The 18,900-nt window shown below is 58.0% G+C and carries 20 protein-coding genes; 12 read left to right on the top strand and 8 right to left on the bottom strand.

Features of this window, described 5'->3' with window-relative positions; all coding sequences use genetic code 11:
• Positions 1–6: 6 nt before the first annotated feature.
• The 6 genes from AACY19_RS09095 to AACY19_RS09070 all read right to left on the bottom strand — a co-directional run bounded on the left by AACY19_RS09095 (position 7) and on the right by AACY19_RS09070 (position 6,524).
• Complete coding sequence (locus AACY19_RS09095) at positions 7–1,800, bottom strand: DUF1302 domain-containing protein (RefSeq protein ID WP_339449921.1); 1,794 nt, start codon at positions 1,798–1,800, stop codon at positions 7–9.
• 760 nt (positions 1,801–2,560) lie between these two features.
• A complete protein-coding gene (locus AACY19_RS09090; RefSeq protein WP_339449920.1) occupies positions 2,561–3,472 on the bottom strand; it encodes an SDR family oxidoreductase in 912 nt (303 codons plus the stop codon).
• Positions 3,473–3,645: 173 nt separating this feature from the next.
• The gene (locus AACY19_RS09085; protein WP_339449919.1) at positions 3,646–4,548 is read right to left on the bottom strand and encodes an alpha/beta fold hydrolase; all 903 of its coding nucleotides are present in this window, start codon (positions 4,546–4,548) and stop codon (positions 3,646–3,648) included.
• Complete coding sequence (locus AACY19_RS09080; protein ID WP_339449918.1) at positions 4,548–5,330, bottom strand: class II aldolase/adducin family protein; 783 nt, start codon at positions 5,328–5,330, stop codon at positions 4,548–4,550. The genes AACY19_RS09085 and AACY19_RS09080 overlap by 1 nt, the downstream gene beginning before the upstream one ends.
• A gap of 131 nt (positions 5,331–5,461) precedes the next feature.
• Positions 5,462–6,148, bottom strand: coding sequence for an LrgB family protein (locus tag AACY19_RS09075; RefSeq protein WP_339449917.1), 687 nt, complete (start codon positions 6,146–6,148; stop codon positions 5,462–5,464).
• Positions 6,138–6,524: a CidA/LrgA family protein gene (locus AACY19_RS09070; protein WP_339449916.1), complete on the bottom strand. Its 387-nt coding sequence runs from the start codon at positions 6,522–6,524 to the stop codon at positions 6,138–6,140. The genes AACY19_RS09075 and AACY19_RS09070 overlap by 11 nt, the downstream gene beginning before the upstream one ends.
• Before the next feature lie 96 nt (positions 6,525–6,620).
• Between AACY19_RS09070 and AACY19_RS09065 the strand changes: the two genes are divergently transcribed.
• A complete protein-coding gene (locus AACY19_RS09065; protein WP_339449915.1) occupies positions 6,621–7,508 on the top strand; it encodes a LysR family transcriptional regulator in 888 nt (295 codons plus the stop codon).
• On the opposite strand, the gene AACY19_RS09060 is transcribed toward AACY19_RS09065, so the two are convergent.
• Positions 7,498–7,953, bottom strand: coding sequence for a flavodoxin (locus AACY19_RS09060; RefSeq protein WP_339449914.1), 456 nt, complete (start codon positions 7,951–7,953; stop codon positions 7,498–7,500). The genes AACY19_RS09065 and AACY19_RS09060 overlap by 11 nt on opposite strands.
• A gap of 154 nt (positions 7,954–8,107) precedes the next feature.
• On the opposite strand from AACY19_RS09060, the gene AACY19_RS09055 reads away from it, so the two are divergent.
• Both AACY19_RS09055 and AACY19_RS09050 read left to right on the top strand, forming a co-directional pair.
• Complete coding sequence (locus AACY19_RS09055; RefSeq protein WP_339449913.1) at positions 8,108–8,584, top strand: PAS domain-containing protein; 477 nt, start codon at positions 8,108–8,110, stop codon at positions 8,582–8,584.
• Between the two features lie 54 nt (positions 8,585–8,638).
• Positions 8,639–9,244, top strand: a complete 606-nt coding sequence (locus AACY19_RS09050; protein WP_339449912.1) for a hypothetical protein — start codon at positions 8,639–8,641, stop codon at positions 9,242–9,244.
• 1 nt (position 9,245) lies between these two features.
• Here AACY19_RS09050 and AACY19_RS09045 read toward each other — a convergent pair whose 3' ends face one another.
• Positions 9,246–10,205 (bottom strand): MerR family transcriptional regulator, encoded by a 960-nt coding sequence (locus AACY19_RS09045; RefSeq protein ID WP_339449911.1) that lies wholly within the window; start codon positions 10,203–10,205, stop codon positions 9,246–9,248.
• A gap of 211 nt (positions 10,206–10,416) precedes the next feature.
• Here AACY19_RS09045 and AACY19_RS09040 point away from each other — a divergent pair, with 211 nt between their 5' ends.
• The 9 genes from AACY19_RS09040 to AACY19_RS09000 all read left to right on the top strand — a co-directional run bounded on the left by AACY19_RS09040 (position 10,417) and on the right by AACY19_RS09000 (position 18,421).
• Positions 10,417–10,983 (top strand): antibiotic biosynthesis monooxygenase, encoded by a 567-nt coding sequence (locus AACY19_RS09040; protein WP_339449910.1) that lies wholly within the window; start codon positions 10,417–10,419, stop codon positions 10,981–10,983.
• A gap of 133 nt (positions 10,984–11,116) precedes the next feature.
• On the top strand, positions 11,117–11,827 hold the full coding sequence (folM, locus tag AACY19_RS09035; RefSeq protein WP_339449909.1) for a dihydromonapterin reductase: 711 nt from the start codon (positions 11,117–11,119) through the stop codon (positions 11,825–11,827).
• A 20-nt stretch (positions 11,828–11,847) separates the two neighbouring features.
• Positions 11,848–12,408, top strand: a complete 561-nt coding sequence (folE, locus tag AACY19_RS09030; RefSeq protein WP_339449908.1) for a GTP cyclohydrolase I FolE — start codon at positions 11,848–11,850, stop codon at positions 12,406–12,408.
• Positions 12,409–12,780 carry a dihydroneopterin triphosphate 2'-epimerase gene (gene folX, locus AACY19_RS09025; protein WP_053117178.1) on the top strand — a complete coding sequence of 124 codons (372 nt, stop codon included), beginning with the start codon at positions 12,409–12,411 and terminating at the stop codon, positions 12,778–12,780.
• A gap of 96 nt (positions 12,781–12,876) precedes the next feature.
• Positions 12,877–13,173 carry a DUF1244 domain-containing protein gene (locus tag AACY19_RS09020; protein WP_339449907.1) on the top strand — a complete coding sequence of 99 codons (297 nt, stop codon included), beginning with the start codon at positions 12,877–12,879 and terminating at the stop codon, positions 13,171–13,173.
• Between the two features lie 133 nt (positions 13,174–13,306).
• Entirely contained in the window at positions 13,307–14,452 is a 1,146-nt protein-coding gene (locus tag AACY19_RS09015) for a tyrosine-type recombinase/integrase (protein WP_339449906.1), read from the top strand.
• Positions 14,452–16,131: a hypothetical protein gene (locus tag AACY19_RS09010; RefSeq protein ID WP_339449905.1), complete on the top strand. Its 1,680-nt coding sequence runs from the start codon at positions 14,452–14,454 to the stop codon at positions 16,129–16,131. The genes AACY19_RS09015 and AACY19_RS09010 overlap by 1 nt, the downstream gene beginning before the upstream one ends.
• Positions 16,128–18,026: an integrase gene (locus AACY19_RS09005; protein ID WP_339449904.1), complete on the top strand. Its 1,899-nt coding sequence runs from the start codon at positions 16,128–16,130 to the stop codon at positions 18,024–18,026. The genes AACY19_RS09010 and AACY19_RS09005 overlap by 4 nt, the downstream gene beginning before the upstream one ends.
• The gene (locus AACY19_RS09000; RefSeq protein ID WP_339449903.1) at positions 18,023–18,421 is read left to right on the top strand and encodes a TetR family transcriptional regulator; all 399 of its coding nucleotides are present in this window, start codon (positions 18,023–18,025) and stop codon (positions 18,419–18,421) included. Before AACY19_RS09005 ends, AACY19_RS09000 begins: the two co-directional genes overlap by 4 nt.
• The last annotated feature ends 479 nt before the right edge of the window (positions 18,422–18,900 follow it).

Genomic DNA, 18,900 nt, shown 5'->3' with positions numbered 1-18,900 from the left:
GGCAGATCAGAAGTTCACGCCGAAGCTCAGGGCCACGAAGTCACGGTCTTCGAGGACGTTGTAGTCGCCGCCGAAAAAGTCGGTGTAACTGAGGCTCGCGGTATAGGTGTTGCGGTAGTCGGCATCGACGCCGACGCTGATCGCTTTCGCGCCTTCGTTGAACAGGCCGTTGGGGCCGTAACCGGCGACGTCATGCGACCACGACAGGTTCGGTTTGAGGTTGATCCCGCCGATCACGTTGGCGTAATCGAGGATGGCCCGGGCGCGGTAGCCCCACGAGGTCGAGGTGACGAAGCCGTCGGTGTCGCCACCGAAACCGTACTGGCCGTACACCGAGTCACGGCCGTAACGCAGCTCACTGCGCGATTCCAGCCCACCGACGTGTACCACCGCTGCTTCGCCGACCACGGTCAGGCGTTGCGCGCCCAGTACCTGATCGAAAAAGTGCGTCAGGGTGCTCTGGACCTGGGTGACTTCCTTGCGGCGATAGCCTTTGTTGTCCGCCCCCGGGGACGTCGTCAGTGGCGATGCCGCACCGCCGGCAATCGGGTTGAGCAGCGCCAGCGTCAGGTCGTTGGTGTTGACCTGCACCGGGGCGTTGGGCCGGTAGCTGATCTCGCCGGTCCATGCAGTACCGGTCGGCAGCGTAGTGGAAAAGCTCGCGCCATAGAGGCGGATATCTTCCGGGTATTCAAGGTAATACTGACCGCGTCCCAGCATCACACTTTGCGCCAGGCCCGCACCGCTGCCGGGCGCCAGAGTGTTGGCGATGCCGACCATCGCCGGCAACGCCGCCAGCGTCGACAGCCCAGCGGTGGAGGTGCCAACCGTCGGCGTGCGGCTGTGGTAATTCATGAAATAAAGAGCGTACTCGGTATCGTCACCGAGCCAGCGCAACGCGGTGCCCCACTGCCCGGAATCCCGCGCATCGCGATCACCGCCTCGGGGAATCACCACGCCTTCACGCGTCACCTGAATGCCCTGGCCGAATGCGGTGGTGAGCGGCACCAGCGGCGCGACCGCCGGGCTGCCGACGGTATAACCGTTGTTACAGCCGTCCGCCGCCACATCGACGCCGAAGAACGTGCCGCAGTTGTCGAGAACGGTCTGATCCCACTCCAGTTGATAGAAACCTTCGACCGACAGTTTGTCCGTCAGGCTTTGCGAGCCGAACAGCATGTTTACCGGAATCAGGCCCTCCTTGATCTCCGCACCGGGACGGCGGAACGCCGAGACGTCAATCGGGTTGATGCTGTTGATCGAGTTACCGATGAAGGTACTTTCGCCCCAGCTCACCACCTGTTTGCCCGCACGCACGGTGCCCGGCAGATTGGCGATGGCGTAGTTGTGATAAACGAAGGCATCGAGAATCTGCGCGCCGGAAGATTTGGCGCCTTCTTTGCGGCCGCTGTCGCTGATCGGCTTGAACTCGCGGTCTTCGTCCTTGAGCTCGAAGTCATACCAGTACTTGCCACGCACAAAGACCCCGGTGTCGCCGTACTTCAATTCGAGGTCGTGGATGCCTTTGAAGATTTTCGAGAAGGTCTCGCCCTTCTTGAAGTTCAGGCGCCCGTCATCACCGGTCGAAGATTGCCCGGTACCACCGTTGACCGTACCCACCAGTGACTTGTCGGCATCGCGCATGCCCCAACTGGCACCGACCGACAGGGATGAGTCGAACGTGCCCTCGATTTCTCCGATGTTGAACGAAACCGCATGTGCCTGGGCACAGCAACCCAGAGCCACCGCGGCGGCCAGCGCCTGCGGTGTGAAGATGGCGCGCATTGTTGTTTTTGTCATGCGTCTTCCCCGGTGAGTGACAGAAGGCCCCACCCTACTGCCGGCTGCGCCGCGCGATAAGCGCACCAAGGAGGTATTCGCGTTGTCGCTCGAAAGGATGAATGCCCGCATGGCACGGGGCTTTTCGCCGCCCATGGACCGGCTGGATGGCGAATCATCAGTGCCGCGCATGGTGCACAGCGGCGCTCGATGACTGTTACATGCCTTGCAACAGTGCATGTCTGGAACGGGTCTGTTTCTGAAAGGTACGAGCCACTATTCTGAGCGCGCTTTCACGCAATACGCCGAAAAGCGCGAAGCCAGCTACGCTGAGTCACTAAAGCGATTGGCAACAGAATTCTGATGAATCGAAGATCGCGGTTCATCGCCCCTGTGTTCACTGACGTTGATTTGTAGCTCCTTGATCCAACGTCTTACCTTGGCCGCTGCGTTTGCAGCGGCCTTTTTTATGCCTGAAGAAAAATTGAACGCCTCACCCGACGAAAAAATTCCGAGAACAATGTCGGACGCTTCTCTGTTCGCAGGAGAACGATGAACGACAAATTGAAAGTTCAGGAAAGTTATTTCAAAACAAAACCTGTTTACTGACGACGTTCTCAGATTTTGTTTACTACCGGGAAGAGGGTTCGGATGACAATCCGGTAGGGCTTTTAAAAAAACAAAGGCTTGGCGCGCTGCTAATGGAAAACCGGGGTTCAAACCAGAAGAATAAATAAACCAGTGTGAGCAGGCACTCCATGCCTGCTCACTTCACCTTGTATTACAACGAATACTTCTGCAAATTCGCCATCATTTCCTTCAGCGCCTCGATATTGTCCTTCGGGTGCGCCGCCCCTTCGAAATCACAGATCTGCTGCCAGTGCGCCGCGACATCCTCCGGCGAGAAGCCCACCCGTGGATCGAACCCGGCGCCGAGGCTGCGCTCCCAACGCACTTTGCCCATCCAGCCGCCACCGACTTCGAACAAGCCCGACGTCTCCTGGCATTGTTCGCTCGCCAGGTACACCACCAGCGGGCTGACCAGTTCCGGTTTCAGTTGCTCGAACACTTGCGGCGGGATCAGGCCTTCGGTCATGCGCGTCCCGCCGGTCGGCGCGATGGCGTTGACGAGGATGTTGTTCTTGCGGCCCTCGATGGCCAGGGTGCGGGTCAGACCGTAGAGGCCAAGTTTGGCCATGCCGTAATTGGACTGGCCGAAGTTGCCGTAGATGCCCGAGGTCGACGCCGTGAAGATCACTCGACCGTAGTTTTGCTCGCGCAGATGCGGCCATGCCGCGCGGGTGACTTTGTAGGCGCCTTCGACGTGGACGCGGTACACCAGATCCCAATCGGCGTCGTCCATTTTGTGGAAGGTTTTGTCGCGCAGGATGCCGGCATTATTCACCACCACGTCGACGCGACCGAACGCATCGAGGGCGTTCTGCACCAGTTTGTCGCCGTCGGTGACCGAGTCGTGGTTGGCCTCTGCGATACCGCCGGCTGCGCGAATTTCTGCGACGACGCGATCAGCAGCCGAGGCGTTGGCGCCCTCGCCCTGGGTCGAACCGCCGAGGTCGTTGACCAGCACTTTCGCCCCCTGCTTTGCGAACAGCAGCGCATGAGCCCGGCCGAGGCCGCCACCGGCTCCGGTGACAATTACGACTTTATCTTCGAAACGCACAGACTCATTCATCGCGGCAACTCCAGCAGGCCAATGGGACATTGACCCCGAGTCTCAGGCACGGGGCTTTGGGTCACAATCAACACGGTTGGGTCTGAATGGTGTGCGATAAGGCTGGGGGATGATCAGGATTGAAGGCAAGGTCGTCCGAAAGGTCGGGCCGCGTTCGGACGATCTTTTGATCTTCAGGAGCAGGCGACCTTGCGCGGTGGCAGGACAAAGCGTTCGCGAAACTCCAGGTAATGCTTGAGCACCTGCACCGGCGCCTCGGTCTGCGGATAGTGACCGATGCCCGGCAACAGCACGGTGTCGGCATCAGGAATCAGCTCGCAATAACGCTGCACCATGTGCGCGCCGGAAATAGGATCGACTTCGCCATCGATCACCCGCAACGGCACCTCGCCACGCTGCATCGCCGTCACCCAACGGTCGCGCTGCGCTCGACGTTCCGGAATATAGCTGATCAGTTTGTGCATGATCCGTGGCCCGTGATGGCTGTCGATCAGGCTCCAGAAATCATCCATCTCGCTTTCGCTCGGCCGCGTATCCGGCCCGAAGATCTGATGGAAACTCTTCACCAACGCATCGCGCGTGAACGCACGGCCAATCATCCAGCCCAACGGGCTGAGCAACAATTTCTGCATCAACACCGGACGATGGGTTTCCGGAAACAGCCCGCCATTGAGAAATACGCAACTGGCGACCTCGATCCGCGCTTCGTAATGCCGGGCCAGCAGTTCCTGTGCGACGCTGTCGCCGTAATCGTGGGCCAGAATGTGCACCGGTTGCTCGACATGCAGGTGCGCCAGCAGCGCCTGTTGCAGATCCGCCTGCTCAAGCAGGCTGTAGGTGTGATTGACCGGTTTGGCCGAATCACCGAAGCCGAGCATGTCGCAGGCGATCATCCGATAGCGCTGGGCCAGTGGTTGCCACAGGTAATGCCAATCCCAACTGGCCGTCGGAAAACCGTGGATCAGCAGCAGCGGCTCACCCTGCCCCGCCGCCCAATAACGGATCGTCTGGCCACGAAAGACAAACGTCTGGCTGCGTTTACGCCAGACACACAGAGGAATCTCGGCAAGAGGCATTAGAGTTTATATCCGGGGTCTTGTTTATCGAGTTTGCGCAGCAGCGCCGGCCAGGCCAGCGCGCCACCCATACCCTGAGCACTCTTGGTGACACCGGCGATCATCGCCTTGGCGCCCGCCAGGATCTGCGGTTCGATGGCGATGAGTTCAGCCCCGCCGCTTTGCGCCATCACCTGGATGTCGCAGGCGCGCTGGAAGGTGAACATCATCAGAAAAGTATCGGCGATGGTGCCGCCACAGGTCAGCAGACCGTGGTTGTGCAGCATCAGGAAATTGTTTTCGCCGAGGTCGGCCTGCAAGCGCGCCTTCTCTTCGTGATTCAGCGCCACACCCTCATAGGCGTGACAGGCCAGGCTCGACAGCACGAACAGCGACTGCTGGCTGATCGGCAAAATACCCTGTTTTTGCGCCGACACTGCGACACCGGATGCGGTGTGGGTATGCAGCACGCAAACCACATCGTGCCGCACTTCGTGCACAGCGCTGTGGATGGTGTAGCCGGCGGGGTTGATCTCGTAGGGGCTGTCCATCAGCTTGTTGCCGGCCTGATCGACTTTCACCAGGCTCGACGCGGTGATCTCGTGGAACATCAGCCCGAACGGGTTGATCAGGAAATCTTCGGTGCCCGGCACCTTGGCGGAAATGTGCGTGAAAATCAGATCGTCCCAGCCATGCAGCGCGACCAGACGATAACAAGCGGCGAGATCGACGCGGGTCTGCCACTCCGCAGCACTGACCTGGTCTTTGACATCAAGGGACGATTGGACGGGGGCTACGCTCACTGTATGCACCTCTGCGTTCTTATTGTTCTGCACGTGTCAGCAGTCTAGTCAGACGCAGCCAATCGTGTAGTTGCATTGGCAGCCAGCTTGATGACTGATCGAGTCAGCCATGCAAACAGCTTGGCTCGATGTCAAAGCAACGACGCCAACAAGGGGGCGGCAAACAGGTTGAGCAGGCCCGTGAGCACCATCACCAACCCCGCCACAGAGCCTTCTTCGCCACCGACTTCATGAGCCCGACTGACGCCGGCACCATGAGCGCCTACACCAAACAACGCGCCACGCGCCAAGGCACTGCGCAGCGGCAGCCATTTGAGCAGCACCCCGCCGAGCATCGCGCCAAATACGCCGGTGAACATCACGAACACGGCTGTCAGTTCCGGTACACCGCCGAGATTCTGCGCCAGCGGCATGGCGAACGGCGTGGTGATCGAGCGCGGCACCAGCGACAGCGTCACCGAAGTGTCCAGCGCCAGCAGGCGTGCCAGGCCGAATGACGTGACAATCGACGCCGCACTGCCGGCGACCATGCCCAGCATCAGCGCCAACCAGTGCCGCATCAGTAAACGCCGCTGCTGCCAGATCGGCACGGCGAAAGCGACGGTCACCGGCCCGAGTATCAGCATCAGCCAATGCGTGTTGCTCGAGTATTGCGCATAAGCCGTGTGCAACGGCACCGCGAGCGCCAGCAACAGCGTTGGTACCAGAATCAGCGGCGACAGCAGGTATCGACCGGTGCGGCGATAGATCCAGCGGCTGAACAGATAGGCCAGCAGCGTGAAAGCGAGCCAGAACATCGGCATCCATTCAAATTTCATGGGACTGCCTCATGCGCACGGCCAGTTCCACGGTGAAGGCCGTGACCAGCATTACCATCAAGGTGCTGGCGGCAATCACCAGCAGAATTCGCCAGCCGTCAGTGCGCAGCAGCGCGCCGTAATCGAGCAGGCTCATCAGCGCCGGGATGAAGAACAGCAGCATCTCCGCCATCAACAAACCCGCGCCCAATTGCAGCGCAGCCGGTTTGACCCAGCCGAACGCAAAGGCCAGCAGCAACAGCACCATGCCGATCACACCGCCCGGAATCGGCCAGGCCAGCCAGGCCGCGAACTGGCAGCCCAACAGGTAAAGGCCGAGCAGTACGGCAAGTTCGGCGATCAGACGGAAAAGGTGTTTGAGGGTGACGGCGTTCATGGTTTCGCTCCTGGCAGGCACTCATTTTACGAAGTGGCCTGCCATCACCGAAGCGAATTGTTAGACTTAACGCCATTCCAAAATGGAATCAGACCCATGGAATTCAAACAGCTGCGCAGTTTTGTCGAAGTCATGCACCAGGGCGGTTTTACTCAGGCCGCGAAAACCCTGCACATCAGCCAATCGGCGGTCAGCAAACAAGTTGCACAACTGGAACAGAGCCTCGGCACACCGCTGCTCGAGCGCCTCGGTTCGCAGTTGCGCCTGACTGCCGCCGGCAGCGTGGTTCTGCAACGGGCCGAAGGCATGTTGCGTCTGCGCAATGAACTGCTCGCGGAACTCGACGACCTCAGCCATCTGGCCCGAGGCGAATTGCGTCTGGGTCTACCGCTGCTCGGCAGTGATGCGCTGTTTGCCGGACTGTTCGCCGAATATCGGCGGCGCTATCCGAACATCAGCATCCAGTTGCTTGAAGGTGGCAGTCGCAATATCGAGCAAGCGGTGCTCAGCGGTGAGCTGGAACTGGGCGGCAGCCTATTGCCGAAGGACCCACAATTCGACTGTCAGCCGTTTTGTGACGAGAAGCTAGACGCGCTGTTGCCGGTGGATCATCCGTTGGCGACGCAAAAAGAGATCGGCCTGGAGGAACTGGCTGACACGCCCTTTCTGCTCTATCAGCGTAGCTTTGTCCTCAATGACCGTTTGTTGCAGGCCTGTCAGCAGATGGGCTTCACGCCGAAGGAAGGTGGGCGCAGCGGCCAGGCGGATTTTCTCGCGGCGCTGGTGGCGGCCGGGCAAGGCGTGGTGTTGTTGCCCAGCGTGGTCGCGCGCGGACTGGTGCGGCCAGGCGTGGTACGCCTGGCCTTGCGCGCGCCGGATTATCTACGCTGGGACATCGCCTTCATCTGGCGCCAGGGAGCCTATCTGTCGAAGGCTGCCCAGGCGTGGCTGGCACTGCTGCGCGAGCCTGCGCTCAGGCCTTGAGGACGTCGATCAACTGCGCCAGCCAAGGCTCGGCGTCGGTTTCCGGGGTGACGCTTTCGCTGGCGTCGATGCGCAGCATGTCCTGCACCTCGCGCACACCCAGTTCGCCGAACAGTTCACGCATCTGCTCACCGCCGCCGCAGAAGGTGTCGCCATAGCTGGCGTCGCCCAGAGCAATCACGGCGCCGGGCAAACCACGCCACGCCGCCGGCAGTTGATCCCGGATCGCCGAGTACAGCGGCTGCAGGTTGTCCGGCAGCTCGCCCATGCCGGTGGTCGAGGTTACGGCGAGCAAGGCTTGAGGGCCGAACGCCTGAAGGTCCGCAAGGCTGGCGCGCGAGTTATGGAAGGTTTCAAAGCCAGCGGCTTTCAACAGGTTCTGGGCGTGGCGGGCGACTTCTTCGGCGGTGCCGTAGACCGAACCGGAGAGGATGGCGACTTTCATCAATCTGATCCTGAAACTGAGAAAAAAGAGCGGCGATAGTAACAGCCTGGGCTGCAACGCTGCGATTGGATCACATCTCTCGGCAGAGGCCAGTAGACAGCGCCCACGGTTCTTCTAGAATGCCATCCGTCGACCACTCTGCCCGGATTCACAGATGATCAATGCCAGCCTCCTGAAAATGGTGATCAACGCGTCTCACGACGGCATCGTCGTGGCGGAAAAGGAAGGTGATCAGGACACGATCCTGATTTACGTCAACCCGGCCTTCGAACGGATGACCGGCTACAGCAGTGAAGAGATTCTGTATCAGGACTGCCGTTTTCTGCAGGCCGGCGACCGCGACCAGCCAGGACGGGCGAGAATTCGCGAGGCGCTGCGCAGCAACGGGTCGTGCCGGGAAGTGCTGCGCAACTATCGCAAGGACGGTACGCCGTTCTGGAATGAACTGTCGCTTTCAACGGTGAAGAATGCGGATGACGGACTGACTTATGTCGTCGGCGTGCAGAAAGACGTGACCACTCAGGTCAAGGCTCAGCAGCGTTTGGCGCAGCTGGAAAACGAGGCGGCTGCGTTGCGCGCGGAACTGGCGGAATTGAAAGCGACGAACGGTGAAAACAAATCAGCGAACTAATTGTCATTAACTACAATCACCAATGACTTTGTAACTATATCTTTCGAGTTAGCCATGCAGCGCGACGCCCTTCTCACACAAGATGAGCTGGACTTCATCCAGACCATGCAGCACAACCCGCAATTGAACGTGCGGGATGCGACGTCCAGTCTGCTGGTTAACGGCGGTTCGCAGATCCGCGATTTGCTCACGCGCCTGGCCGCTCACGAGCAAGTGACCATTCAAGCCAACTTCGAAAACCAGCAAATGACTTTCCCGCTGCATCTGGTGGAAGACGAATTCCATGCGCTGCATTTGCGTCTTGGCGTACCCAGCATTTACGAAGACGGGCCGATGGTGCGCCCGTGGCGGCTGATGCTGGAAGAACCTGTGGCGCTGGAAAATGCCAAGGGGCAGCCCGGTACACTGTGGGTCCATGAGGTTTCGCACAAAGGTGTGTTGCTGGAAGTGCGCAACAAGACCAAACCGCCCAAGCACTTTTCGCTGTGGTTCAGCCCATCGGGTTACGAGCGAATTTCGCTACGCGGCCATTTCGAACGGGAAACCGAAAGCGGCTTCTACGCCTACGAACTGAGCCAGACCGATACCGATGAAATCGAGCGTTTGCGCCAGTTCATCTTGCAACAACATCGCCTGACCCACCCCGCCCTGCACACCTGATTCAGGTATCCAGTTTGCCCGCTATGAACTGCACCATGCGTTGACGCATGGTCGTGCCTTCGTTGCCCAGACATCCGACTGACGATCCCGCGAGACTCTCCTGAGCCAGGTCGGACGCATCGCCCGCCAGCATCAACTGACAATCAAGGCTCAAGGCCAGCCGGTTCAGGCGCTTCGGTAGTTCCGCGGCCGGCGCATGATTGGAAAACAGTACCAGGGCGTCAGGCCGGACCTTTTCGCAAACCAGAGTCAGCTCATCGAACGGCTGGCCGGTGGTCAACACACGAACCCCCGCGTCGTTGCCGCTGAGGAACAGCGCCGCCACCAGCAACTCCAGCTCCCGGCATTGCCCCGCCAGCGCACTGACAATCACCCGACGCGGTTGCGAGCCGCGCAGCATGACGATCCGCGACAGCACGCGCGCGCGGAGAAAGCCATCGAAAAACAGCCACTCGCTGGTCTGCCCGAACGCGTCCTGACGCTGCAGCAATTGCAACCAGAGCGGCATCAGGATGTCCTGGAACACCACCGGCAGTGCGTAAGAGGAGAAAATCTGCCCGTAGACCCGATCCAGTTCCTGGTCATCGAACGAACTCACCGCGTGCTGGATCTGCTGCTGCAACTGCAGATAATCGGCCTGCACCAGATCAGCCGGAATGAAACTGCCCAGGATTTTCGCGGGTTCAGTCTTGGCCAGAATCTTGCCAACCTTGCTCACCGCTACCCCGCGATCAATCCAGTCAAGGATACTGCGCACGCGCTCGATATCGGTCATTGAATACAGGCGATGCCCGCTTTCGGTGCGTGTCGGCTCGATCAAGCCATATCGTCGTTCCCACGCGCGCAGGGTCACCGGATTGACACCGGTCAGCCGCGATACTTCGCGTATGGGGAACAGTTCTTCGCGCTCGAGCGCAACAGATGCCTGTGAAGCAGGATAAATGTCAGTCATGACAGGCATTTTGAAGGCAACTTCCGTGTTGGTCTAATTGGATCCATTCTAACCCCGATGCCGCATCCATACACAACTGCGGGTTTGCGACGAAATTCTCTGGTTAATTGACGAAATTCAGGAATAATCCTTGCACGCTGAAAAGCGCAGGCCTCTACCCCGGCCTGCGTCTGGCGAATCTCCTACCCGGAGTGCCGCACTCGTAATACGGAGATACAAAATGTCTACTTCCCCTGTCACGTTGATGGTCGCACGTCGTGTTGCTGATGGTCGTTATCAGGATCTGATTGCCTGGTTGCGCGAAGGCGAACAACTGGCCACCGACTTCACCGGTTATCTCGGCTCTGGCGTGCTCGCTCCGCCGCCCGGCGATAACGAATTCCAGATCATTTTCCGTTTCGTCGATGAGCACACCCTGCATGCCTGGGAGCATTCGGCTTCACGCACAGCGTGGCTGGACCGTGGCAGCGATCTGTTTGCGCATCCGAAGGAACATCGCGTCAGCGGTATCGAAGGCTGGTTCGGTGCTGCCGGACAACGTCCACCGCGCTGGAAACAGGCCGTGGCGATCTGGCTGGCGTTCTTTCCGGTCTCGCTGCTCTTCAACTTTGTACTCGACCCACTGCTCGGTGAGATGAGCCTGTTGCCGCGGGTACTGATCAGCACGCTGTGCCTGACGCCACTGATGGTTTATTTCTTCATTCCGCTGTCGACCCGTTTGCTGGCGAACTGGCTGAACAGCACTCCAGCACGACTGCCCGTTTCGGCGACACCTCAGAAACACTGAAGATCACAGCCTCGTTGCACTCGACAGCTCCTGCAGCACTGAACACAGAGCAAGGCAGGAGCTGCCGCACGCTGCGATCTTTTCAGGCGCGTCGCTGTTATAGTTTTTGCTCCCACCGCGATGCGAGCCGTTCATGCCTGACTCCTCAGCCCCGATCCTCATCACCGGCGCCGGCCAGCGTGTTGGTCTGCATTGCGCACAGCGTTTGCTCGAAGACGGCCATCGCGTGATTTTCACCTACCGCCGCGAGCGCCCCGGTGTCCAGGCGCTGCGCGATCTGGGGGCCATTGCGGTGTTCGCCGACTTCTCCAGCGAGGCCGGCATTCTCGGCTTCATCGACGAACTGAAAACCCAGACCGACAGCCTGCGGGCCATCGTCCATAACGCCTCCGAATGGCTGGCAGAAACGCCGGACAACGAGGCAGAAGCCTTCACGCGCATGTACAACATCCACATGCTCGCGCCCTACCTGATCAACCTGCACGGCGGCGACTTGCTGCGACGCTCGAGCCCGGCGGATATCATCCATATCAGCGACGACGTCACCCGCAAGGGCAGCAGCAAGCACATCGCTTATTGCGCCACCAAGGCCGGGCTCGACAGCCTGACCCTGTCCTTCGCCGCTCGCTATGCACCGGCGATCAAGGTCAACGGCATTGCCCCGGCCCTGCTATTGTTCAATCCCGACGACGATGCGGCGTACCGCGCCAAGGCCCTGGCCAAATCCGCGCTGGGCATCGAGCCCGGCAGCGAAGTGATCTACCAGAGCCTGCGCTATCTGCTCGACAACCCCTATGTCACCGGGACGACCCTGACCGTCAACGGCGGACGGCACGTCAAATAAGCCGGCTAACGAGGATTTTCATGACCTGCTCACTGTCCGATCATTACCGCGAAATCCTCGTCGGCCTCGGTGAAGATCCTGACCGCGAGGGACTGCTCGACACCCCGATGCGCGCGGCCAAGGCCATGCAATACCTGTGTCACGGTTATGAGCAGAGTGTCGACGAGATCGTCAATGGCGCGCTGTTTGCCTCGGACAGCGACGAGATGATCATCGTCGCCGGTATCGAGTTGTACTCGTTGTGCGAACATCACCTGCTGCCCTTCATTGGCAAGGCCCATGTGGCTTATATTCCGACAGGCAAAGTGCTGGGGCTGTCGAAGATCGCACGGCTGGTGGACATGTTCGCCAGGCGCCTGCAAATTCAGGAAAACCTCACCCGGCAAATTGCTGATGCGGTGCAACAAGTCACCGATGCTGCCGGTGTCGCCGTGGTCATCGAAGCCAGACACATGTGCATGATGATGCGCGGCGTTGAAAAACAGAATTCAACCATGAACACTTCGGTCATGCTCGGCGCGTTCCGCGAGTCGAGCAACACCCGCCAGGAGTTCCTGCAATTGATTGGACGGAGCAAGTAAATGCCACAACTTCAGCCGGGAATGGCGCGCATCCGGGTCAAGGATCTGCGCTTGCGTACCTTTATCGGGATCAACGAGGACGAAATCCTCAACAAACAGGATGTACTGATCAACGTGACCATCCTGTACGCAGCGCAAGAAGCGGTGCGTGACAACGACATCGATCACGCGCTGAACTACCGCACCATCACCAAGGCGATCATTGCCCACGTCGAGGGCAATCGCTTTGCGCTGCTTGAACGCCTGACGCAGGAGTTGCTTGATCTGGTGATGAGCAACGGTTCGGTGCTGTACGCCGAAGTCGAAGTCGACAAGCCCCATGCGCTGCGCTTTGCCGAATCAGTGTCAATAACGCTTGCAGCGAGCCGCTAGCTTCAAGCTTCAAGCGGCAAGCTGTAAACTTCGTATCACCGCCACCCATCTTGCAGCTTGAAGCTCGTCGCTTGAAGCTGTCTCGCAGAGACTCCCATGACCGAGCAACAACGCCTCGAACTCGAAGCCGCCGCCTTCCGCCGGCTGGTCGCCCACCTGGACAGCCGCAAGGACGTACAGAACATCGACCTGATGAACCTCGCCGGCTTCTGCCGCAACTGCCTGTCAAAGTGGTACAAGGCCGAAGCCGACGAGCGCCAGATCGAGGTCAGCCTCGATGACGCCCGCGAAGTGGTTTACGGCATGCCTTACGCCGAGTGGAAAGCCCAATTTCAGCAGGAAGCCAGCGCCGATCAACAAGCGGCGTTCGCCAAAGGAAAAACCCATGATTAGGCGCTTGCTAAGTGTTAACAACAGGCTAGCTTTACAAACAAGGAGTTAAATAGCTTCTGACGCTATGGCTTAAGCCTCTGACTCTGAGTCCTTTTGATAAGGATTTTCGATTCAGCAGAGTGGGGGCTGGCCGATGGAGCTTGTTTGGGCTACCGAAGATTTGGTGATTGGTGGACGTCCGTATACCGGCTTTCCGATTCTGCTCTTGGACACGATGGAGAGTTGTGTTCCCGCCAATGATTTCCTTCGTCACTACCTTCTGCGGGGCGCAATAGGGTCAATAAAGTCTTGGCCAAGTACTGGCCGCGCGCTGTACGACCTCTTCAGCTTCCTTCAGGCACATGACCTCAATTGGCGCGACGTTGACCGGGTCGAGGCCAAGAGCATTGTTGCTGCCTACCGAGACTACTGCTTGGTCGAGTGCAAGTTGGCCCTCTCAACGACGCGGCAACGGTTGCACTACATCTGCAAGTTCTACGAATACGCACAAACACAGGGATGGGTGATTAGACTGCCGTTTAGCTATGAAGAGCGGACGGTCAAACGTGAGACCGGGTTCCTGGCCCACGTCGATGCTAGTGGCGGTAAGGCCATGTCAAACGACGTGATGCCACGGGCGCCTAGAACGCTGCCGAAGTTTTTGAGCATGGATGAGATCAAGGCACTCTTGGGGGCTGCTGAGAATCCTCATCACCGAATGATGATCAGGCTCGGGCTTCAGACCGGTCTACGTCGTGAGGAAATCGCGACGTTTCCCCTTTCCTACATCTTCGATCCCGACAAGACCCACAGGCGCGAGCGCAACATTCGGATTCGCCTCGATCCGCACGATGGCCATGGCATGCTGACGAAAGGCAGAAAGGCAAGGGACATCTACGTTAGTCGCAGCTTCCTCTCCGATCTGCATCGTTACGTGATTCAGGTTCGCAGTGAGCGGAGCTCTCTAAGCCTAGCAAAGTACGAGCCGCTGTTCCTCAACCAGTTTGGGGAAACCTTCTCCAATGATGGAAAAGGCATCGAGCGCATCGTCCGCAATATCGGCAAGAAGGTCGGCATCAAGGTTTATCCCCACATGCTCCGCCACACCTATGCCACCCAAACCCTCGTTGCCCTTCAGCGTAATCGTGACGACGTAGAACCGCTGGTATTTGTGCAGCGGCAGCTCGGCCATAGCTCGATTCAGACTACGATGGTGTACCTGCATTTGATCAACGAATTGGCCGATAACGCGGTGCTGGCCTACGACGATGAGCTGAACGACAATTTGGAGACGGTCTGATGGGCAAGCGCAAGGTCTACGTCAGAACCGATGTCAGCATTTCACAGGTCGAGCACAGCCTTGATCACCAAGGGTGTGTCATTGTGCTTCCAGAGGCTATCCCACCAGCCAGTACTCTGGTTACTTTCGGGCGAAATGCCACTAACCATCGAAGTTTCGACTTTTCCCGTTGGTACGGAACAGGAATTGATCCGATTACCTATGCATGCCAGAGGCAAATCGAGCGCTTCTTGGCCGTACAGGATACTACGGTCGAGATAAGTACGGTGGCCAGCTACTGTTGCAATGGCTTGCGCCACTTCCTCGACTACCTGCAACTGCGTGCGACCGCGCTCGGACACGAACTGACCCTTGCCGATATTGACCGTGAATTGATCGATGGCTATCTCGGCCAACTCGCCAGCCAGGGGGTCACTACTACCTCTCAGAAGACCCTTTATAATTGCACCAAGCCCGTACTTCAGGCCCTCGGCCAGCGTGGATTGATTGTCCTAGTCGCCGCAGGTGACGGGGCCACCTTTCCTCGCAACCCGTTCCCCAACAGCAACCGAAAAGTAAAAGGCGAGACCCCACTACCGAAAGCCCAACGCCAAGCGTTCGCGGCCGCGGTCAAACAGGCGGTTATGCCGATCTGGCGCGACGACGTGCCTCTGACCGGTGAGCTGTTAGCCTATGCCTTGCTGATCGTGGCATTGCACACTGGACGTAACACCACCCCGCTGCTGGAGATAGGATGCGATTGTCTGCGCGCCCACCCCAAGGACAACAGTACCTTCCTGATCCTGTGGAAACGGCGCGGACACAACACCAGCAAGGTCATCCTGCGCGGCGAAAGCACGAATGAGCGCATTTTGGAGGCTACACCGACTGTCAAGATTAATGTCGAGCGCCTAATCCGGCACGTGATCGCCCGTACAGAGCCGCTACGCGCGGAGGCGACCGACGACCTTCAGGCACACGTCTGGCTATATCGGTCACGCGGTAACAAAGGAAAGGGGCAGGTCACTGCACTGTCCGATGTGGCATTGCAATATGGCATTCAGAAGCTTGTGAATGACTACAGACTCACGGACAGCGATGGTCAGCCACTGCGGATCAACATCTCTCGCTTGCGCAAAACCTTCGCCAATCGCATCTTCGAGTTACTGGATGGTGATCTGGCGACTACTGCAATTGCCCTTGGTAACACGCCCCTGGTAGCAGGACGAAACTATCTGCTGCCGGGCGAGGATGCCAAGCGCAACTGGCGGTTCATGGGCGACGTCATGATCGAGGAACTGCTGACCCACACCATCGGTGCAACCTATAAGACGACACCTATCGGGCGATGCGGCGATCTGGTAAACGGCCAATACGCTCCAAAGCGAGAAGGTTCTATCTGCATCAACTTCATTAACTGCCTGCGCTGCCGGCATTACGCGGTAACGGGCAATGACCTGCACAAGCTATTCAGTTTTTACTTCCGCGTGTTCGCTGAGCGCATGCGCATGGACAAGCGGCGCTGGGCGCGAGAGTACGCGCACATCCCTCGGCTGATTGACGACTATATCGTGGCTGAAGGGCTGAGGCGTGGGGTATTCAAACTCGCTGCGGTCGAGGTCGCACGCGAGCGGGCTCGCATCGAGCCACATCCTTTCTGGGCGTCAGATCTACTGTCTGACCTGGAGGTCTTTGCATGAGCAATACGCCAGAGCCCTCTCTACCTTGGGCATGCGTCGAGGCGCAGCCAGGAGATACGCGTGAGCTACCAGAGAGTCAGCGCGACGCTCTTATAGTGAGCGCCATCCACGTCGAGGGGCATTGGGTCATTCTCAGTCGATACAGCGACGACTGTTGGAAGCTAAGTGGTATGCCGAGCAACGTGCGTGACAGTCAAAAATACTTAGACTTCCAACAGGTGCCGATTGCGTTCAAAGCCGTGATGAAAGAGGTCATGTATCGTTACTTGCGACGCGGCCGGGAGGGCCAGCAACGGCCGAAAGGTGGGACGCTGAACCAGCTTTTTAGAAATATATCGGTCTTCCTGCGTTACCTAGACAGACTCACTCTTAATCGCTTGCAATTGGTCACCCCCATAGCCTGCACAAACTATGTTTACGAGTGCCGAGAGTACCGCCAACCGCACCAACGTAAGAATAAGCCGCTATCTCAGGCTACCCTTGTGAACCGTTTCTCGGCCGTCGAAGCGCTCTACGATTTGAGTCAATACACTCACGACCCAATCCCTCAGCATCCCTGGCTTGGAACCTCTTCTAGAGCTATGGCCGGCTTGACCGGCAGCGGTTCGCCCCATAAGCAGGCTGGTAAGACGCCGCTGATGCCGGACACGGTGTTCTGCACTCTGTTCGAGAAAGCCTACAAGCAAGTTCAGGGGGGCAAGCAACTGCTCGATCTACGCGATTCGGTCGCAGCTGTCGTAGCGAAACGGAGAGCACAGAAGCCTTGGGCTATCACTGATGCGAAAAGCCAAAAACTTGCTGCGTTTGGGTGGGACGTTGGCTTAGCCGCGTTCAATCAAACACTCCTTGATCTGCGTACCGCCTGCTATATCGTGCTGGCCAGTACCTCCGGTTGTCGCAACCACGAGTTGGCCAACGTGCAGTCGGGCGCGCACCACCGTACCGAGGATGATATAGGCACCATCTTTCACTGGATGCGCTCCAAGTCGGATAAGACCGATACAGGGGTACACGACTGGATGATCCCAGAAGCAGCCGTGCAGGCGCTGCGTCTAATGGAGCGTTGGGCCGAACCGTTCCAAGCCACAATCTCTGCCGAGATCGTCGGGCGGCGCAAGGCCAACCCACTTGACCCGGAAATAGCCCACGCTCAGAGGCACCGTCATGCACTATTTCTCGGAGTAACCGCGAAGAAAGGCAACCAGGTTCGCACTCTCTCGAATTCATCATGGGATTGCTCCCTCAAAGCATTTGCCAAGAATGCAGGATTGACTTGGTCGCTTACCAGCCACCAATTCCGCCGAAAGTTCTCCAACTACGTGGCTCACAGTCAGTTTGGCGACCTGCGCTACCTACGCGAGCATTTTGCACATTGGAGTATGGACATGACCTTGGGCTATGCGATGGATGATGACTGGGGCAGTCACCTTGACCTGGAATTGTACGATGACATTCAGGCTGAACTCGAAGACATCAAGCTCGGTACTGTGGATCGCTGGCTGGGTGGCCAGCCACTGGCTGGCGGTTACGGGATCTCGATTAAGCGATGGCAGCGCGACCCGGCCAACCTTGCACTTTTCAAGGATCACCAGACGATGGTGCTTTCGATCGCAGAGAGCACAGCAATCCGCAGCAATGGACACGCCTGGTGCACCGCCGACAATGATGGCTGCGTAGGAAACACACTGGAACGGACGCGTTGCGGCGACTGCCACAATGCCGTGATCGAACGCGGCCATCTTGGTATCTACCGCCAGCTCTACGGCAACCTCAAGGAACTGCTGAACTGCAGTGATATTGGTGAGAGTGGTCGAATGCGAGTTCTACGTGACCTAGAACGCTGTCGCGAAGTATTCATACAGCTAGGCTATGACCCAGAGAGCTATGTAGCATGACGATTAGACGAAAGCCCGCCGACATACGAGAAAAGGAGCTTACGCTCGCGCTCCACCGCATTGAGCGTGGTCGGGCAAAGACGAGTGAAAAGAAAGTCACCATCGCGGCCGTAGCACGTGAGGCGGGGGTTTCGGCGGCACTGATCCATAACCACTATCCGGGCATCGCCGAGGCCATCCGCGAGGTTCAAGGGCGTTCTAGCCGCGCTCAGCGCGATGTGAAACATCAGGATCTACGTACCGAGCGAGAGAAGAACCGTGTACTCCGCCTGGAGGTAGAGCAGCTGCGCGCAAAGGTCGCCAGCCTTGCTTCTCTCAACGAAGTGCTTATAAACGAAAATCGGATTTTAAAAGCTAAGCAGAACGATCCTGCTGTGGTTGATCTCCACTTATGAGATGAGATGAGTTGCATTGTTAGTTTTTTACCAAGAGGCGAGAAGATTGGAGCAATGTGATACCTACCAGTTACTACTTATCGTGCCTCGAAACCTATCGTTATGCCTGGATTGAAATACTTGGCGATACAGCGTCTGCAACTGACGTTGACGCTGACCTAATATTTAGTTTCTGCTTGGAGCACCAGGGTAAGTCGCTCATCGTGGTCAGTGAGATACATCAGGTCGTTGAAGATAGCCACGAATGGTTGAGTTAGCCTGAGCACCGTTCAGACTACAGCGCCCCTTGACAGTCAAGACTTGTGCCTAGATGGAGCAATGAACAACTACGTTCGAAATACTCCTGAAACTACATATACTGCTTTGCAGAAATCAGCGGGTGTTCGGGTGATAGCTAAGTTAAGTGTATAGCTTGCATGATTCGCGTGTCATAGCAAATATTTAAAGATTTAAAGTCATCGCGATGCATTTACACCACG

It is taken from the genome of Pseudomonas sp. EA_5y_Pfl2_R50 (assembly GCF_963970475.1).
Classification (GTDB): Bacteria; Pseudomonadota; Gammaproteobacteria; order Pseudomonadales; family Pseudomonadaceae; genus Aquipseudomonas.
This window is presented reverse-complemented; position numbering and strand designations above follow the sequence as displayed.

Bases quoted from the DNA above. Each gene is read 5' to 3' on its own strand.
- AACY19_RS09095 (WP_339449921.1), bottom strand. From the start codon at position 1,800: ATGACAAAAACAACAATGCGCGCCATCTTCACACCGCAGGCGCTGGCC.
- AACY19_RS09090 (WP_339449920.1), bottom strand. From the start codon at position 3,472: ATGAATGAGTCTGTGCGTTTCGAAGATAAAGTCGTAATTGTCACCGGA.
- AACY19_RS09085 (WP_339449919.1), bottom strand. From the start codon at position 4,548: ATGCCTCTTGCCGAGATTCCTCTGTGTGTCTGGCGTAAACGCAGCCAG.
- AACY19_RS09075 (WP_339449917.1), bottom strand. From the start codon at position 6,148: ATGAAATTTGAATGGATGCCGATGTTCTGGCTCGCTTTCACGCTGCTG.
- AACY19_RS09070 (WP_339449916.1), bottom strand. From the start codon at position 6,524: ATGAACGCCGTCACCCTCAAACACCTTTTCCGTCTGATCGCCGAACTT.
- AACY19_RS09065 (WP_339449915.1), top strand. From the start codon at position 6,621: ATGGAATTCAAACAGCTGCGCAGTTTTGTCGAAGTCATGCACCAGGGC.
- AACY19_RS09060 (WP_339449914.1), bottom strand. From the start codon at position 7,953: ATGAAAGTCGCCATCCTCTCCGGTTCGGTCTACGGCACCGCCGAAGAA.
- AACY19_RS09055 (WP_339449913.1), top strand. From the start codon at position 8,108: ATGATCAATGCCAGCCTCCTGAAAATGGTGATCAACGCGTCTCACGAC.
- AACY19_RS09050 (WP_339449912.1), top strand. From the start codon at position 8,639: ATGCAGCGCGACGCCCTTCTCACACAAGATGAGCTGGACTTCATCCAG.
- AACY19_RS09045 (WP_339449911.1), bottom strand. From the start codon at position 10,205: ATGCCTGTCATGACTGACATTTATCCTGCTTCACAGGCATCTGTTGCG.
- AACY19_RS09040 (WP_339449910.1), top strand. From the start codon at position 10,417: ATGTCTACTTCCCCTGTCACGTTGATGGTCGCACGTCGTGTTGCTGAT.
- folM (WP_339449909.1), top strand. From the start codon at position 11,117: ATGCCTGACTCCTCAGCCCCGATCCTCATCACCGGCGCCGGCCAGCGT.
- folE (WP_339449908.1), top strand. From the start codon at position 11,848: ATGACCTGCTCACTGTCCGATCATTACCGCGAAATCCTCGTCGGCCTC.
- folX (WP_053117178.1), top strand. From the start codon at position 12,409: ATGCCACAACTTCAGCCGGGAATGGCGCGCATCCGGGTCAAGGATCTG.
- AACY19_RS09020 (WP_339449907.1), top strand. From the start codon at position 12,877: ATGACCGAGCAACAACGCCTCGAACTCGAAGCCGCCGCCTTCCGCCGG.
- AACY19_RS09015 (WP_339449906.1), top strand. From the start codon at position 13,307: ATGGAGCTTGTTTGGGCTACCGAAGATTTGGTGATTGGTGGACGTCCG.
- AACY19_RS09010 (WP_339449905.1), top strand. From the start codon at position 14,452: ATGGGCAAGCGCAAGGTCTACGTCAGAACCGATGTCAGCATTTCACAG.
- AACY19_RS09005 (WP_339449904.1), top strand. From the start codon at position 16,128: ATGAGCAATACGCCAGAGCCCTCTCTACCTTGGGCATGCGTCGAGGCG.
- AACY19_RS09000 (WP_339449903.1), top strand. From the start codon at position 18,023: ATGACGATTAGACGAAAGCCCGCCGACATACGAGAAAAGGAGCTTACG.